Below are 15010 nucleotides of genomic sequence, written 5' to 3' on the forward strand. Positions count from 1 at the left end.
CCAAAGCTGTTGGATAAGTTTCGTGATTTATTTCAGGACGACTGTTATGCGCGGTTCGCCCTTCGACAAGCTCAGGAGGGCTCACCATGAGGAGGGTGGGATGGGGGCAGGGAGACCCGATTTGCAACGGTGGCGACAATCTATGCAATCGACATACCTTCCTCATGGTGAGCCCTCCTGAGCTTGTCGAAGGGCGAACCACGCACCAAAGAAATGCGAACCCGCCTAAACTGGTCGAAGGGCAGACCATCCATAGGGCATATACCTACTTTTTACTGAGCAATGCCACGGCTTCTACGTGCGATGACCAGAGGAACTGATCGATTGGCACAACGCGATCGATCTTGTACCCGCCTTTGACGAGGATGCTCAGATCACGGGCCAGCGTAACGGGATTGCAGGAAACAGCGGCCACTTTTGAAACAGACGATTTCGCGATCTCGATTGCCTGTGCTTCAGCACCGGCGCGCGGGGGATCAAAAACAAGACCATTAAACGGCGCAAGTTCTCGCGCCAAAAAAGGTCTGCGGAACAAATCGCGTCGCTCCACGCTGACCGGCTTCAATCCCTGCACATACCGCACACTGCGATCAATCGCTGCAACAGCACCCTGATCATTTTCGACAGCGTGAACGGAAGATTTTTCAGCGATTCTGAATGCAAAAGTGCCCGAGCCGCAAAACAAATCCAGCGTCTTCTTGGCTTTGGCGAGATGTGCTGTCACCAGATCGCACATGGCCTCTTCCGCATCCGCAGTCGCCTGCAGGAAGCCGCCCGGCGGTAGAAAGACCGGCACTTTGCCAAAGTGTACAAGTGGCTTTCTAGGTTCAACGATGATCTCCCCTTCGAAAGAGAGCCGTGCAAAACCTTTTTTGATTACCAGTGCCGTCAGAGCCTGCCGCTTAGCAGCGTCAGGGGCACCACATCCGGATGCGGTGATGTCGAGCCCGGACGCAGTCGATGTCACCGTCAGCTTGAACGGCTTCATTCCTCCGCCCAAAACTGCCACAAGGTCTCGCAAATCATCAAGACGGGAAACGATTTCCGGCACGGTAATCGGACATTCGGCAATATCGATAAGTTCGTGGCTGAGATGCCTGTTGAAGCCGAGCACGGCTCCCCGCTCGCTGGTGCGCACTGCAAAAACGGTGCGGCGACGCGTTTCCGGAAGGCATGGCACCAAGGGATCAAGCTTGAAAACCAGTCCCCTGCCGCCCAGCGCATCCTGAACCAGCGATCTTTTCCATTCCTGATAGGCGCTATCCTGCCAATGCTGCAATGTGCACCCGCCGCACTCCTCGAAGTGCCGGCACGAAGGAGCAACACGCTCCGGCGAAGGCTCCAGAAGCGCCATCATCGTCGCACGGCCATTTTCAAGCGCTACATTGGCGACCTCACCCGGCAGCGAAAAGGGCACATAAGCGCTTCCAGCAGCCGTGGCAGCAATGCCATCGCCACCGGCGCCCATCCGTTCAATTATTACGCGCGTGCTCATTGATATGTCTTTTCAGTTTTTGCTTTTAATGCCGGCAAGAAGAAATTCGCGATTGCCGTCACCACCCTCTATGGGTGAAGGGCAAAGCCCTAGTGCTTCCCAGCCCGGCAATTGATCCAGCCAGTCTCTTAGATCATTTGCAACGCGAATCCCATCCTCTGGATTGCGCAAAATGCCGCCCTTGCCAATTGCCTCCCGTCCAGCTTCGAATTGCGGCTTGACCAGCAGCACACAATGAGCACCTTTTTCTGCCAATTCGAGTGCGGGTGGTAAGGCCAGCTTCAGAGAAATGAAGCTCACATCGGAAACCACAAGGCTCACTGGCATCCCAACCAGATGATCACGCGTCAGGGTACGCGCATTGAGATTTTCAAGGTTGGTAACTCGCGGCTCAGCCTGAAGGGTTTGATGCAATTGACCAGACCCTACATCAACCGCAATCACATGTTGCGCACCTCGTTCAAGCAAAACCTGCGTGAAACCACCAGTTGACGCACCGATGTCCAAAGCCGTTCCTGTAACCTTGATCGCAAACTGATCCAGTCCTGCAATGAGTTTCAAGGCGGCGCGGGAAACATAGGCGCTTGCAGGATCGTCCACGGCGATCGCTGCCGTCTCCGCAATCGGAGCGCCGGGCTTGGTGAATACAGCTCCATCAACCTTTACGGTACCGCGCACAATTGCATCCCGTGCCCGCGAGCGCGTGGCAAAAAGGCCCTTTTCGACGAGAAGTTGATCGAGCCGCATCAGCCGATCTCAGGCACGGGCCGGCGCAACCATATAATCCCGTCCGAGCGCCCCAAACACCGCTTGAACTATGCCGGCACTGTCGAGACCAGCACGAGCATAAAGAACCTCTGGCTTGGCATGATCCAGATAAATATCCGGAAGCACCAGTGTGCGGACACGCAGGCCATGGTCAAGAAGACCATCGCGACTGAGGAAATGGAGGACGTGGGAAGCAAAACCACCAATAGCTCCTTCTTCCACAGTCACCAACACTTCGTGTTCACGAGCTAGACGGCGTATCAAATCCTCGTCCAGCGGCTTTGCGAAGCGTGCATCAGCCACAGTTGTGGAAAGACCTGACGCGCTGAGCTCATCAGCGGCTGTCAGACATTCGGCCAAACGCGTACCAAATGACAATAGAGCAACTTTGCTGCCCTCACGGACGGTGCGTCCCTTGCCAATTTCGAGAATGCTCCCGCGTTCAGGCAGTTCAATGCCAATTCCATCACCGCGCGGATAACGGAAGGAAATCGGACCTGCATCATATTCAGCTGCGGTACGCACCATGTGACGCAGCTCGGCTTCATCCGAGGCCGCCATGACAACAAATCCTGGAAGGGCTGCAAGAAAGCCCGTATCAAACGAACCCGCATGCGTTGCTCCGTCTGCACCGACAAGTCCTGCGCGGTCAATCGGAAAACGTACCGGCAGGTTTTGCAGGGATACATCGTGCACGACCTGATCGTAACCACGCTGCAGGAAGGTAGAGTAGATTGCCGCGAAAGGCTTCAGCCCCTCGCTGGCAAGTCCGGCGGCAAAAGTAACCGCGTGCTGTTCTGCAATCCCCACATCAAATGTGCGGTCGGGAAAGACTTCACCAAACAAATCAAGTCCCGTGCCCCCCGGCATGGCGGCAGTGACAGCGACGATCCTGTCATCATGGCGCGCTTCTTCTATCAGGCTGGTCGCAAAAATCTTGGTATAGCTTGGCGCATTTGCAGGTGGTTTTGCCTGCGCGCCGGTGATCACATCGAACTTGTTTACACCGTGATATTTATCCGCAGATGCTTCGGCAGGAGCGTATCCTTTGCCTTTCTGTGTCACCACATGAATAAGGACAGGGCCATCCATGGTGTCACGCACATTCTTCAGCACCGGCAAAAGATGGTCCAGATTGTGACCATCGATAGGACCTACATAGTAAAATCCCAGCTCTTCAAACATGGTGCCGCCAGTCCAGAAGGCACGGGCATATTCTTCCGAGCGCCGCGCCTTTTCCTGCAGAAATTTTGGCAATTTCTTGGCTAGCTGCTTTGCTGTTTCGCGGAACGAACGATAAGCTTTGCCTGAAACGAGCCGCGCCAGATAGGCACTCATGGCTCCCGTGGGCGGCGCGATAGACATATCATTATCATTGAGGATCACGATAAGCCGCGCGTCCAGTGCACCCGCATTATTCATCGCCTCATAGGCCATGCCTGCTGACATAGCTCCATCACCAATCACAGAGACGACATTGCGCTTGATGCCGGCAAGATCACTTGCGACGGCCATGCCAAGCCCAGCTGAAATCGAAGTCGAGGAATGCGCGGCCCCGAAAGGATCGTAGTCACTTTCGCTGCGCTTGGTGAAACCGGAAAGACCACCCTCCTGTCGCAAGGTACGAATACGCTCACGGCGGCCGGTCAAAATCTTGTGCGGATAAGCCTGATGACCAACATCCCAGATAATGCGATCATGCGGCGTGTCGAAAACATGGTGCAAGGCAACCGTCAGTTCGACAACGCCCAGCCCGGCACCAAGATGCCCGCCAGTTGTCGATACCGCGTCGATCAGCTCTGTCCGAAGCTCTTGCGCCAGTTGTGGCAGATCGGATTCCGGCAAAGCTCGTAGCTCCGAGGGAATATTCACACGATCCAACAGTGGCGTTTCAGGCTTCTTGTTCACTATCCAAATTCCAGTTTCAAATTCTAAAGTCTACCGGATGGGCGTTGTCCTAGAGCAATTTTCAGAGACCGGCAAGCAGACGGGTTAACGACAGCTCACGTCAATTTTCAGGCAAGGGTATAAACTCTTCCTCGTCGCCGGGCACGATATCAAAGCGGCCAGTCCGCCATTCCTCTTTCGCCTGCTCGATACGTTCTTTTGAAGAGGAGACAAAATTCCACCAGATATACCGCTTCGAGGACAAGGTGGCGCCGCCGAAAAGCATGAAGTGTGCGCCTTCGGGTGCAGAGATAATAATTTCGTCGCCGGGCCGGAACGCCAGGAGGCGATCTGCAGGAAAAATCTGGCCTGCAATCTCAACCGGTCCATCCAGTGTGTAAATGGCGCGCTCTTCTGCAGCATGTGCAGGTATCTGGATATGCGCGCCGGGCTGCAGGCGAATATCCACATAAAGCGTTTCCGCATGCTGTTTTACCTTAGAGCTTGCGCCGTGGAACTCACCCATGACGACGCGCCCGTTAAAGCCTGCCTCTTCCAATGTTGGCAGTAGGCCTGCTTCCGTATTTGCAAAGGTTGGATCAATCTCTTCCAGATGATCCGGCAGCGCAAGCCACGTTTGCAAACCCGAGATGGGCAATGGCTGGGTGCGCAATTCTTCCGGGGAACGCTCGGAGTGAACGATCCCCCGACCGGCTGTCATCAGATTCACGTCGCCGGGCTTGATGACCATTTCCGTTCCCAGACTGTCGCGGTGGCGTATATTGCCATCGAACAGGTACGTTACGGTCGACAAGCCGATATGAGGATGCGGACGGACATCCAGCGGATCGGTTGGGCGCAGAATCGCCGGGCCCATGCGGTCAAAAAATATGAATGGCCCGACCAGACGGCGCTTTGCCGTGGGCAGCGCGCGGCGTACTTCCAACCCGCCAATATCACTGGTGCGCGGTATGATCAGCGTTTCGATAGAATCGACGGCGATGGCATCGCCGGGTTCGGGATCGTTGCCGGGGAAAAAGCTCATAAGGCACAGCTCCAGACTGTTGAAGCCTTACCATAACCGCAGACGGACAAGCTGAACAGAGCGCCCTGATGTCACTCCGGATCGAGCGGCTCGGTTCCTACAGGCTGGCCATCGCGGCCCAGCTTGATCTTCTCCACCTTGTCTTCAGCGGATTTCAGCAACGCATCGCAATGCTTTTTGAGGGCTTCGCCGCGCTCATAGATACGGATCGATTGTTCCAGCGGAACATCGCCGCGCTCCAGATCATCAACAATCTTTTCAAGCTGATCGAGCGCCTGTTCGAAGCTCATGGCAGCGATATCGGAGTTATTGGGTGTATCGGCCATTGGTCATCCTTCCATCAAGCGTTTGATATGAGCACCCGCTGAGAGCGACATACCCTTGAGGTCGTACCCGCCTTCAAGAAGGCTGACAAGCCGGTTTGATGCGTAGCTCCCAGCTCTTTCCATCAGCTTGCCGGTTGCCCAGTCAAAATCATCCTCATTCAGATTTATTTCTGCCAATGGATCGCGATGATGTGCATCAAAGCCAGCAGAGATAATGATCAGCTCGGGCTGGAAAGCGTCGAGCGATGGCAGAATACGAGTGTTGAACGCCTCGCGGAAGTGATCACTGCCAGTGTCCGGATCAAGTGGCGCATTGACGATATTACCCGCACCCGTTTCACTTTTGGCACCTGAACCCGGATAGAGCGGCATCTGATGCGTAGAACAATACAGCACGGACGGGTCTTCCCAGAAGATGTCCTGCGTACCATTGCCATGGTGCACATCCCAATCGACAATAGCGACCCGCTCGACCCCATGCAACTTTTGCGCGTGACGGGCGGCAATTGCGGCATTGTTGAACAGGCAGAAACCCATGGCCTTGTCACGTTCAGCGTGATGACCCGGTGGTCTTGATGCCACAAATACGCTGTCTGCCTTACCTGTAAAAACATCATCAACAGCCGCGTTTGCAGCCCCGATGGCCGTAAGGGCGGCTTGCCAGCTTTTTGGGCTGACGGTTGTATCCGAATCAACCCTCGTTAGCCCCGCTTCCGGTATCGTCGCACGTACACGTTCCAAATAGGATTCGGGATGAGCATAAAGAATGGTCGCTTCATCACCCATCGGAGCTTGGACCCGGTCCAATCCGTCAAACGCGCTATCACTCAAAACCTTGCCGAGTGCACGCAAGCGATCTGGCCGTTCGGGATGTCCCGCAGGCGTCAGATGTTCAAGATAGATTGGGTGGGTATAGAGACGTGTGACCATGAGCACTCCCGGCAACAAATACGAAGGGGCCATGCAAATCTGCACAGCCCCTCTCAACTATACAAGTACCAAACTGCGAGTTTTATTTTTCAGGCCTGTTCCAACGCGTGAGCCAGATCCGCAATCAGGTCGTCTGGGTGCTCAATGCCGATGGACAAGCGGATAGTTGAATCGAGCACCCCAATACGCTGGCGGACATCAAGCGGCACGCCGGAATGAGTCATGGTTGCCGGATGACTGGCCAGCGATTCCGTACCGCCAAGACTGACCGCCAGCTTCAATATCTGCAATGCGTTGAGAAATTTAAAAGCTGCTGGCTGCCCGCCGCGAATATCAAACGAGAATGTCGAGCCAGCACCCGTGCATTGTGCGGCAAAGGTTTTACCCAGCGGCGATGACGGGTCATGGTAGGGCAGATAGTGAATTTTCTCGACCTTGGGGTGATCGCGCAAAAAGTCAGCGATTGCCAGCGCATTGGTATTGGCTTTTTCCATGCGGATGCTGAGGGTTTCAAGCGAACGACCCAACATCCAGCAGGAGTGCGGATCAAGCTGCGTGCCGATGGCACCACGTAGGGCCTTCACCTGTTTCATGACTGCTTTGGAGCCGAGGGCAGCGCCTGCGATAAGATCAGAATGGCCGCCGACATATTTGGTCAACGAGTAAAGTGAAATGTCTGCGCCATGTTCGATTGGACGCTGAAACACCGGGCCGAGCAAAGTATTGTCGCAGGCGATGACAGGACGGTGCCCCTGCTGCTGCCCAATCACTTCTGCAATACGGCGGATCATCGCAACGTCGACGAGGCTGTTGGTGGGATTGGCGGGAGTCTCGATGAGAATGACCGAAACCCGTCCCTTTTTCATAGCTTCATCCGCCGCGCTTTGAACTGACGCTTCGTTGACACCGTCCGCAAAGCCGACAGCAGCGACGCCCATATTCAGGAAGGTCTTGGCAAGCAGAGTTTCCGTACCGCCATAAAGCGGTTGTGAGTGCAAGACTGCATCCCCTGGACGGACAAAGGCCAACAAAGTTGTCGCTATTGCCGACATGCCGGACGAAAACAATGCGCAGCTTTCCGTACGCTCGTAGACAGCAAGCCGGTCTTCGACAATCTCGCTATTGGGATGGTTGAAACGAGAGTAGACCAGACCCGCACCAGTACCTGCTGGCGGTTCGCGCCGGCCTGAGACGAAATCAAAAAAGTCCCGCCCCTCTTCTGCTGACTTGAAGACAAATGTGGATGTGAGGAATACGGGCGGCTTCACCGCCCCTTCGGACAATTCTGGATCATACCCGTAGTTCAGCATCAGGGTTTCCGGATGCAATTCGTGATTACCGATACGGGTCTTTGAAGGATGTGGTGCAGTCATAATGCTTCCTCGCTAAGCGTGGCGTTCGCGGCGAGGTTATAGCAAAGCTGGCGACTATTCCTTGCAAATATGCTGCCAGCTTCGCAATTCTACGAAAGTTTAAATGATATCGGTTTTGGTGATCTGGATGCCAAAGCCTTCGAGCCCTACATAATGGCGCTCACGCGAGGCCAGAAGCCGGATCGATGTTATTCCCAGATCTTTCAATATCTGCGCACCAAGACCAATCTGCCGCCATTCTTCGTCACGCACGCGCGCTTCCGCATGGGCCTCGCGCTCTTGCAGCGAAGCACGATTGCGATCATCTTCACGCCCAACCCCGACAGAGCCCTCGCGCAGATAAACAATCACTCCGCGCTTCTCCTCGGCAATGCGCTTCATGATGCTATCCAGCGTGTTGCGCGTGCCGAAAACATCACTGAGCACATCTTCGCGCTGCAGGCGGACAGGCACGTCTTCGCCATCGCGAATATCTCCATAAACGATGGCGGCGTGGTGCATAGGCTCCCATGGGAGTGCATAGGTGATGGCTTTTGCAGTTCCTGCACAAGTATCGATTTCGTATTCGCCAATACGTTCGATCAGCGTTTCCTTGCGCTGGCGGTAGGCAATGAGATCAGCGACCGTAACCTGTTGCAGATTATGTGTTTCGGCAAAGCTCGAAACCTGTGGTCCGCGCATCACGGTTCCATCATCGTTCACCAATTCACAGATTACGCCCACGGGCGGCAGACCGGCAAGTTTACACAAATCCACTGCAGCTTCCGTATGCCCGGAACGCATCAAGACACCGCCTTCACGCGCTACCAATGGGAAGATGTGGCCCGGCCGGACGAAATCCACAGCGCCCGCATTGGGGTTTGCCAGATTGCGGGCAGTCAGCGTGCGATCTTCGGCAGAAATGCCGGTCGTCGTGCCGTGCTTATAATCGACCGTTACGGTAAAGGCCGTGGAGTGCGGCGCATCATTATCGGCTACCATGGGCGCAAGATTCAGACGCTTGGCATGTTCCCTGGTCATTGGCGTGCAAACGATGCCCGATGTATGACGCACGATGAACGCCATCTTTTCCGGCGTGCAGTGAACTGCGGCAACGATCAAATCACCTTCATTTTCGCGACCGTCATCATCCATGACAACGACAATTTCACCACGTTCGAAGGCACGAAGTGCATCGACGACCCGCTTCTGATTATAGGCCATGGACCAATCCTTTGATTAAATGCGGCCGGTCTGGCCGCGATGTCTGAGATAATGATCTGCAATTGCACAAGCAACCATCGCCTCGCCGATTGGGACTGCCCGTATGCCAACGCAAGGATCGTGCCTGCCCTTGGTCATCACATCCACCTGCTTGCCCTCGGCATCAATGCTTTGGCGAGGTGTGAGAATCGATGATGTTGGTTTCACTGCAAAACGAGCGACGATTGGTGCACCGCTGGAGATACCACCAAGAATGCCGCCTGCGTGGTTTGAAAGAAAAATGGGATTACCATCATTGCCCATACGCATTTCATCAGCGTTTTCCTCGCCGGTCAGCGTTGCCGCATGAAAACCATCTCCGATCTCGACGCCTTTGACTGCGTTGATCGACATGAGATAGCTGGCAATATCCTGATCAAGCTTTGCATAGACGGGCGCGCCAAGACCTGCGGGTACGTTTTCTGCTATCACCTCAATGACTGCACCAATGGACGAGCCAGCCTTGCGAATACCGTCAAGATAAGCGGCGAATGTATCCACCGAACCGGGGTCTGGCGTGAAGAAGGGGTTATTGTCGATTTCTTCCCAGTCCCAGCGGCTGTGATCTATCGAATGGACGCCCATTTTGACCAGCGCACCGCGAACGACAAGTCCGGGAACGACTTTACGGGCGATCGCTCCGGCAGCGACGCGTGCCGCAGTTTCGCGCGCGGACGAGCGCCCGCCACCGCGATAGTCGCGAATGCCATATTTGACGTCATAGGTATAATCGGCATGGCCGGGCCGATATTGCCGGGCGATATCCCCATAATCCTTCGAGCGCTGATCGGTATTCTCGATCATCATCGATATGGGCGTACCGGTCGAAATCATCGTGACGCCGTCGTCCTGAAGCATCACACCGGAAAGCACACGCACCTGATCGGGTTCGCGGCGCTGCGTCGTATATTTCGATTGCCCAGGTTTGCGCTTGTCAAGATAAGCCTGAATTTCGGCTTCGGTAAAAGCAATGCCGGGGGGACATCCATCCACGACACAACCAAGTGCAATTCCGTGGCTTTCACCCCAAGTAGTAACCCGAAAAAGATGACCGAATGTATTATGCGACATGAGCCTACCCGTCTTTTTATCAGGGGGTTTTATGAGCGTTTACACCTGCGGTCAAACCCGTCTCTGAAATTCCTTCATTCATGACAAAAAAAGCAATTGTTTTGCCACAAATGAACGGTCTAACTTGACTGATTGACCGGTCGATATTGATTTGAAGGAAATCTCAAATGCGCTTCTTCGTTGCAGCATTCATGTTCGTCGCTTCCCTGTTTCCAGTTGGCGCGCTGGCCGACGATGCCCAAGGAACGATCACCAAAATCGACGAAGACAATTCCACGATCACACTGGACGATGGCAAGGTTTATAAATTGCCGGGCGAGTTTGATCTGAGTGTCATCGAACAGGGCATGAAAGTGACTGTGATGTTTGACGTGGTGAACAAGGAACGTTTCATCACTGATATTGAAGAAACAACCGACTAAACGATTGTTACATCCAGGTCAGCTTACCGTTTTCAAGCCGGAGAATATGATCTTGCGTAATGGCAAGGTTTGCAGCGTCGTGTCCATCAAGACCATTGATCATCTGGAAGATGGTTCGCAGGCAGCCGCCATGGGTGACGCAGACGGTCGGCCCTTTTACTTCGGATAACCAGCTGGCAACCCGTTTTCCGAGGATTGCATAGCTTTCAGCCGTGGCGCCCGGTGGAACGAAGTTCCATTTGTCACGCGCCCTCGCCTCGACCAGTTCCGGAGTCTTGGCAGCGATATCTTCAATCATGAAGCCCTGCCAGTCTCCAAAGCTCACTTCCATGAGCCGTGGGTCAGTCCGGTAAGCATGGGGATCCACACCCATTCGAGTGCGTATGCGCTCCATCGTTTCCCGCGTACGCCGCAAAGGACTGGCCACGAAATCAAACCCCTCGCCGTCACCGATAAGGGATTTCATCAGATCGCCATTGCGGTCGGCCTGAGCACGGCCGCGCGCATTGATGTCGATGTTTTCCTGGCCCTGAATGCGTTCAGACACATTCCAGTCCGTCTCGCCATGACGCGAGAAATAGATAATCGTGTCAGGCAAATTCACTTTGGGATTAATCCTTGACGACTGATATGTCCGGAGCATCGACGGCCTTCATGCCAACCACATGATACCCGCTATCAGCATGATGTATCTCGCCCGTGACAGAGCGCGACAAATCCGAGAGGAAATAGAGCCCCGCATCGCCAACTTCTTCAATTGTGACGGTACGGCGCAACGGTGCGTTGTATTCGTTCCATTTGAGGATGTAGCGGAAGTCGCCTATGCCGGATGCAGCCAGTGTCTTGATTGGACCAGCGGAAATCGCGTTGACGCGAATATTGTCCGGGCCAAGGTCGACAGCCAGATATTTTACACTTGCTTCGAGAGCCGCTTTTGCAACGCCCATGACATTGTAATTCGGCATGACTTTCTCTGCGCCGTAATAAGTCAGCGTAAGAATAGAGCCACCATCGGTCATCAACTTCTCAGCACGTTTGGCAACTGCCGTGAGCGAGTAAACCGAGATCAGCATGGTCTTGGTGAAATTTGCTTCCGACGTGTCGACATAACGGCCAGTCAGTTCATCCTTGTCGGAGAAACCAATCGCGTGAACCAGAAAGTCAATCTTGCCCCAATGCTTTTCGAGCGCTTCAAAACACGCATCAATTGTCGATGCGTCCGAAACGTCGCAATGGCCGCACAAGAAAGCATCCAGCTCCTGTGCAAGCGGCTCGACACGCTTCTTCAGCGCATCGCCCTGATAGGTGAACGCAAGTTCGGCGCCGGCATCGTGTGCTGCCTTGGCGATACCCCAGGCGATCGACCGATTGTTGGCGACACCCATTATCAGGCCGCGTTTACCCTGCATCAAACCAGTTTTGGCGGTCATATACCAACCCTTCATGAGACTTATGATTGTTTTGCGGTATCGCACAGCCCGCGCCGGGCTTCAAGCACACTGTCACCCCGGATTTGGTTTTTCAGACGTCAGATTGGCGTAAAAATGCCTCCAACGCCGGATCGCCCTCCTCTGGAAGCATGATCCGGACATGCGCAAAAAGGTCACCGTGGCTGTCAGGTTTTTTGGGCAAACCCTTGCCTTTGAGCCTTAAAACGCGGTCAGAACTAGTCCAAGGCGCAATTTTCATCGCTACGCGACCACTTAAAGTTTCAACTTCCTGTCTCGAACCGAGTGCCGCGTCGCGCAAACTTACGGGCAACTCCACATGGAGGTCTCGACCCTCTACGCGAAATTTAGCGTGCGGTTTGAAGCGGACTGTGACCAAAGCGTCACCCGATGTCCCGCCCGGAACAGCCTCACCCTGTCCTTTAAGGCGAATCGTTTGTCCATTTTCAACTTGTGCGGGCAGCTTGATGGCCAAGCGTTTGCCATTCGGAAAAACCGCTTCAACCTTGTCAGCACCTGCGGCCTGTTCCAGTGTCACATCAATCGTGGCCTGAAGATCAGCGCCCTTGCGCGTGCTCCCGCGGCGCGCACCACCCATGCCGGCAGTCTCACCAAAAAGGCTACTCAGAATATCTTCTGCTCCGAAACCGGAAGTGCCGCTGCGAAATTCGAAGTTGCCCGGACGTTGCCGGCCACCGAAACCTGCAAATGGATCGCCACCGCCGCCCGAGAATCCCTCGAATCCCTGCGGAGCGCGCTGCTTGCCTTCATTGTCAATCTCGCCGCGATCAAACTGACCCCGGCGATCCTTGTCGCCGACGATTTCATAAGCCTGATTAATTTCAGAGAATTTTGCCTGCGCCTTTGGATCGTCCTGATTTTGGTCGGGATGGTACTTTTTGGCGAGTTTGCGAAACGCCGATTTTATTTCGTCTGGTTTTGCCGTTTTGGCGACGCCCAGCACGGTATACGGATCGCGCATGTGAGTGCCTTTCCTCGCGACATGCGAACAGGTTGTCAGATTGCTTTTTGCCTATATGGGCTTAAATAGGAAGAAATTCCAGATTTTTAACGCAAAAATGAACAATGACGTTCAGATTTCTTTGCTACATTGGTGCAAAGGACTTCAGCGCCCACTGTCCGCCATTCTGCATGCAGGTCTCGCCCTTATAGAGCATCACTCCGTCAAACGATTCGCGCGATGTCTGGAATTCGCGGCAAAGACCAGCTTCGTCCTTTTTTTCTGCAATTGCAGTGATCGTGCCCTGACTTCCGGTTTCCGGATTGGACCAAGGCAATGGCTTATTGCCCCACTGCGTGAAATTGAGGGCCGAAACAATGTTGCGGATCGTGTTCTGATCGGAGGAACTCTTGGTATCCACCTGCTGTGCAGGACTGACCGAACCGGTTATGGTCGCCTTGTCGGGGACAGCTTTTTCGATGCTGAAATCTTTCATTGCGCAGCCCGAAAGCGCACAAAGAACAACAGCGACGGCGAGGCCGGTAAAGGCACCAAAACCTTGCTGTTTTTTTGCAACGAACTTCTTGCTATCGGATTGTAGAAACGCCAAACACATATCTCTCTTTAACAAGGTCAATTCGAAATGACTATGGGACTATGGATTAAATGAAGTTAACAACAGATGACTTCACTGAAAAATCTGAACCATTCGCCCTCTTCGACGAATGGCTCGGCGACGCGGTAAAAACGGAACCCAATGATCCCAACGCTGTGGCCCTTGCCACTGTCGACAAGGATGGACTGCCCGATGTTCGCATGGTTCTGCTCAAGGGTTTCGATAGCCAAGGCTTTGTTTTCTATACTAATTTTGAAAGCCAAAAAGGCGTCGAGATACTAGGCTCCATGAAAGCGGCAATGTGCTTTCACTGGAAAACATTGCGCAGACAAGTTCGCGTACGGGGTCCAGTCGAGGTTGTCAGTGACGAGGAAGCCGATGCCTATTACGCAACACGTCCGCGCGGCAGCCGTATCGGAGCATGGGCTTCAAAACAGTCCCGCCCACTGGAGAGCCGCTTTGCCTTGGAGAAGGCGGTGGCCGAATATACGGCCCGCCACGCAATCGGTGAAATCCCTCGTCCTCAATACTGGTCCGGCTTTCGTATCCGCCCGACATCGATAGAGTTCTGGCATGACAGACCCTTCCGGCTGCACGATCGGGTGGTGTTCAGCCGCGCGACGCCGGAAGCGGATTGGGGCAAGGAAAGACTCTATCCCTAGATTTCAGGGTTTCTTCCTCGAGAAGAAATTGACCATGGCATTGCGGGCCTCCTCGGCCTGCAACCGCTCGCTGAAGTGCTTTGCCTCAAGCTGCATGCGTTCAACTACCGCTTCGCGCGGCATACGCAAGAGATCGCGGGTTATCCGCATCGCTTCCGGTGGCTTGGCAGCAATATCGGCCGCAGCTTTCAGAACAGTCGCCTCAAGATCGGCAGCCTCGACGATCCTGTAAATAAGCCCGGCATCCTTTGCTTCCGCCGCGTTCCATCCATCGCCATTGGCGAGAAAAGCGAAGGCGCGTTGCGATCCCATCAAGGCGGGTCCCAGCAAGCTGGAAGCCGCTTCCGGTACAAGCCCGAGATCGACAAAAGGCGTCTTGAACAGGGATTGCGGTGTCGCGAATGTCAGATCGCAATGAAAATGGATCGTCGATCCAATGCCTATCGCCAGACCATCGACACCAGCAAGCAATGGCTTTGTCGAATTAGCCAAGGCTATGAGGAAATCGAACACTTCTGTGCCCATCTGGCCTGACATTGCAAATGCCATGAAATCCTGCAGGTCGTTGCCCGCTGAAAAAGCTCCAGGGGTGCCAAAAAACACATTCGCCCTGATTTCTTTGTCGCTATCGCTCTCAACCATAGCTTTGGTCATGGCGGCGTACATGGCACGAGTGAGCGCATTTTTCTTATCTGGACGATTAAGGCGAATGATCTGGACAGCACCTTGCCGTTCGACCTGAATATGTTCTGACATAAAGCTTT

The 15010-nt window shown here is 54.2% G+C and carries 16 protein-coding genes; 2 read left to right on the forward strand and 14 right to left on the reverse strand.

What is annotated here, in order from left to right:
- Window positions 1-265 precede the first annotated feature (265 nt).
- The 9 genes from PMI41_RS12415 to aroC form a co-directional block, all read right to left on the reverse strand.
- Window positions 266-1495, reverse strand: a complete 1230-nt coding sequence (locus PMI41_RS12415) for a class I SAM-dependent RNA methyltransferase (RefSeq protein WP_008125252.1) — start codon at window positions 1493-1495, stop codon at window positions 266-268.
- Between the two features lie 12 nt (window positions 1496-1507).
- Window positions 1508-2242: a TlyA family RNA methyltransferase gene (locus PMI41_RS12420; RefSeq protein WP_008125253.1), complete on the reverse strand. Its 735-nt coding sequence runs from the start codon at window positions 2240-2242 to the stop codon at window positions 1508-1510.
- Window positions 2243-2251: 9 nt separating this feature from the next.
- Window positions 2252-4171, reverse strand: a complete 1920-nt coding sequence (gene dxs, locus PMI41_RS12425) for a 1-deoxy-D-xylulose-5-phosphate synthase (protein WP_008125254.1) — start codon at window positions 4169-4171, stop codon at window positions 2252-2254.
- 100 nt (window positions 4172-4271) lie between these two features.
- Window positions 4272-5195 carry a pirin family protein gene (locus PMI41_RS12430; RefSeq protein ID WP_008125255.1) on the reverse strand — a complete coding sequence of 308 codons (924 nt, stop codon included), beginning with the start codon at window positions 5193-5195 and terminating at the stop codon, window positions 4272-4274.
- 71 nt (window positions 5196-5266) lie between these two features.
- Window positions 5267-5521 (reverse strand): exodeoxyribonuclease VII small subunit, encoded by a 255-nt coding sequence (locus PMI41_RS12435; RefSeq protein ID WP_008125256.1) that lies wholly within the window; start codon window positions 5519-5521, stop codon window positions 5267-5269.
- 3 nt (window positions 5522-5524) lie between these two features.
- On the reverse strand, window positions 5525-6451 hold the full coding sequence (locus PMI41_RS12440) for a histone deacetylase family protein (protein ID WP_008125257.1): 927 nt from the start codon (window positions 6449-6451) through the stop codon (window positions 5525-5527).
- 89 nt (window positions 6452-6540) lie between these two features.
- Window positions 6541-7824: a cystathionine gamma-synthase family protein gene (locus tag PMI41_RS12445; RefSeq protein WP_008125258.1), complete on the reverse strand. Its 1284-nt coding sequence runs from the start codon at window positions 7822-7824 to the stop codon at window positions 6541-6543.
- Between the two features lie 99 nt (window positions 7825-7923).
- Complete coding sequence (gene ribB / locus PMI41_RS12450) at window positions 7924-9027, reverse strand: 3,4-dihydroxy-2-butanone-4-phosphate synthase (RefSeq protein ID WP_008125260.1); 1104 nt, start codon at window positions 9025-9027, stop codon at window positions 7924-7926.
- A gap of 15 nt (window positions 9028-9042) precedes the next feature.
- Complete coding sequence (gene aroC, locus PMI41_RS12455) at window positions 9043-10137, reverse strand: chorismate synthase (protein ID WP_008125263.1); 1095 nt, start codon at window positions 10135-10137, stop codon at window positions 9043-9045.
- A gap of 167 nt (window positions 10138-10304) precedes the next feature.
- Here aroC and PMI41_RS12460 point away from each other — a divergent pair, with 167 nt between their 5' ends.
- Window positions 10305-10559 carry a DUF1344 domain-containing protein gene (locus PMI41_RS12460; protein ID WP_008125264.1) on the forward strand — a complete coding sequence of 85 codons (255 nt, stop codon included), beginning with the start codon at window positions 10305-10307 and terminating at the stop codon, window positions 10557-10559.
- Between the two features lie 7 nt (window positions 10560-10566).
- On the opposite strand, the gene PMI41_RS12465 is transcribed toward PMI41_RS12460, so the two are convergent.
- The 4 genes from PMI41_RS12465 to PMI41_RS12480 all read right to left on the reverse strand — a co-directional run bounded on the left by PMI41_RS12465 (window position 10567) and on the right by PMI41_RS12480 (window position 13578).
- On the reverse strand, window positions 10567-11157 hold the full coding sequence (locus PMI41_RS12465; RefSeq protein ID WP_040854790.1) for a histidine phosphatase family protein: 591 nt from the start codon (window positions 11155-11157) through the stop codon (window positions 10567-10569).
- 13 nt (window positions 11158-11170) lie between these two features.
- Window positions 11171-11989, reverse strand: a complete 819-nt coding sequence (fabI, locus tag PMI41_RS12470) for an enoyl-ACP reductase FabI (RefSeq protein ID WP_008125268.1) — start codon at window positions 11987-11989, stop codon at window positions 11171-11173.
- A gap of 91 nt (window positions 11990-12080) precedes the next feature.
- The gene (locus PMI41_RS12475) at window positions 12081-12989 is read right to left on the reverse strand and encodes a DnaJ C-terminal domain-containing protein (protein ID WP_008125270.1); all 909 of its coding nucleotides are present in this window, start codon (window positions 12987-12989) and stop codon (window positions 12081-12083) included.
- A 124-nt stretch (window positions 12990-13113) separates the two neighbouring features.
- Window positions 13114-13578 carry an RT0821/Lpp0805 family surface protein gene (locus PMI41_RS12480; RefSeq protein ID WP_244423936.1) on the reverse strand — a complete coding sequence of 155 codons (465 nt, stop codon included), beginning with the start codon at window positions 13576-13578 and terminating at the stop codon, window positions 13114-13116.
- A gap of 56 nt (window positions 13579-13634) precedes the next feature.
- On the opposite strand from PMI41_RS12480, the gene pdxH reads away from it, so the two are divergent.
- Window positions 13635-14246 carry a pyridoxamine 5'-phosphate oxidase gene (gene pdxH, locus PMI41_RS12485; RefSeq protein ID WP_008125275.1) on the forward strand — a complete coding sequence of 204 codons (612 nt, stop codon included), beginning with the start codon at window positions 13635-13637 and terminating at the stop codon, window positions 14244-14246.
- 3 nt (window positions 14247-14249) lie between these two features.
- Here pdxH and PMI41_RS12490 read toward each other — a convergent pair whose 3' ends face one another.
- Window positions 14250-15002, reverse strand: coding sequence for a crotonase/enoyl-CoA hydratase family protein (locus tag PMI41_RS12490; protein ID WP_008125277.1), 753 nt, complete (start codon window positions 15000-15002; stop codon window positions 14250-14252).
- Between the last annotated feature and the right edge of the window lie 8 nt (window positions 15003-15010).

This window comes from Phyllobacterium sp. YR531 (assembly GCF_000282595.1).
Lineage (GTDB): Bacteria > Pseudomonadota > Alphaproteobacteria > Rhizobiales > Rhizobiaceae > Phyllobacterium.

What these genes read in the sequence shown, in the direction of transcription:
- PMI41_RS12435 (WP_008125256.1), bottom strand. Translation starts at nt 5,521, where the DNA reads ATGGCCGATACACCCAATAACTCCGATATCGCTGCCATGAGCTTCGAA.
- PMI41_RS12475 (WP_008125270.1), bottom strand. Translation starts at nt 12,989, where the DNA reads ATGCGCGATCCGTATACCGTGCTGGGCGTCGCCAAAACGGCAAAACCA.
- fabI (WP_008125268.1), bottom strand. Translation starts at nt 11,989, where the DNA reads ATGACCGCCAAAACTGGTTTGATGCAGGGTAAACGCGGCCTGATAATG.
- PMI41_RS12460 (WP_008125264.1), top strand. Translation starts at nt 10,305, where the DNA reads ATGCGCTTCTTCGTTGCAGCATTCATGTTCGTCGCTTCCCTGTTTCCA.
- PMI41_RS12490 (WP_008125277.1), bottom strand. Translation starts at nt 15,002, where the DNA reads ATGTCAGAACATATTCAGGTCGAACGGCAAGGTGCTGTCCAGATCATT.
- PMI41_RS12440 (WP_008125257.1), bottom strand. Translation starts at nt 6,451, where the DNA reads ATGGTCACACGTCTCTATACCCACCCAATCTATCTTGAACATCTGACG.
- pdxH (WP_008125275.1), top strand. Translation starts at nt 13,635, where the DNA reads ATGAAGTTAACAACAGATGACTTCACTGAAAAATCTGAACCATTCGCC.
- PMI41_RS12445 (WP_008125258.1), bottom strand. Translation starts at nt 7,824, where the DNA reads ATGACTGCACCACATCCTTCAAAGACCCGTATCGGTAATCACGAATTG.
- PMI41_RS12430 (WP_008125255.1), bottom strand. Translation starts at nt 5,195, where the DNA reads ATGAGCTTTTTCCCCGGCAACGATCCCGAACCCGGCGATGCCATCGCC.
- PMI41_RS12415 (WP_008125252.1), bottom strand. Translation starts at nt 1,495, where the DNA reads ATGAGCACGCGCGTAATAATTGAACGGATGGGCGCCGGTGGCGATGGC.
- ribB (WP_008125260.1), bottom strand. Translation starts at nt 9,027, where the DNA reads ATGGCCTATAATCAGAAGCGGGTCGTCGATGCACTTCGTGCCTTCGAA.
- PMI41_RS12420 (WP_008125253.1), bottom strand. Translation starts at nt 2,242, where the DNA reads ATGCGGCTCGATCAACTTCTCGTCGAAAAGGGCCTTTTTGCCACGCGC.
- aroC (WP_008125263.1), bottom strand. Translation starts at nt 10,137, where the DNA reads ATGTCGCATAATACATTCGGTCATCTTTTTCGGGTTACTACTTGGGGT.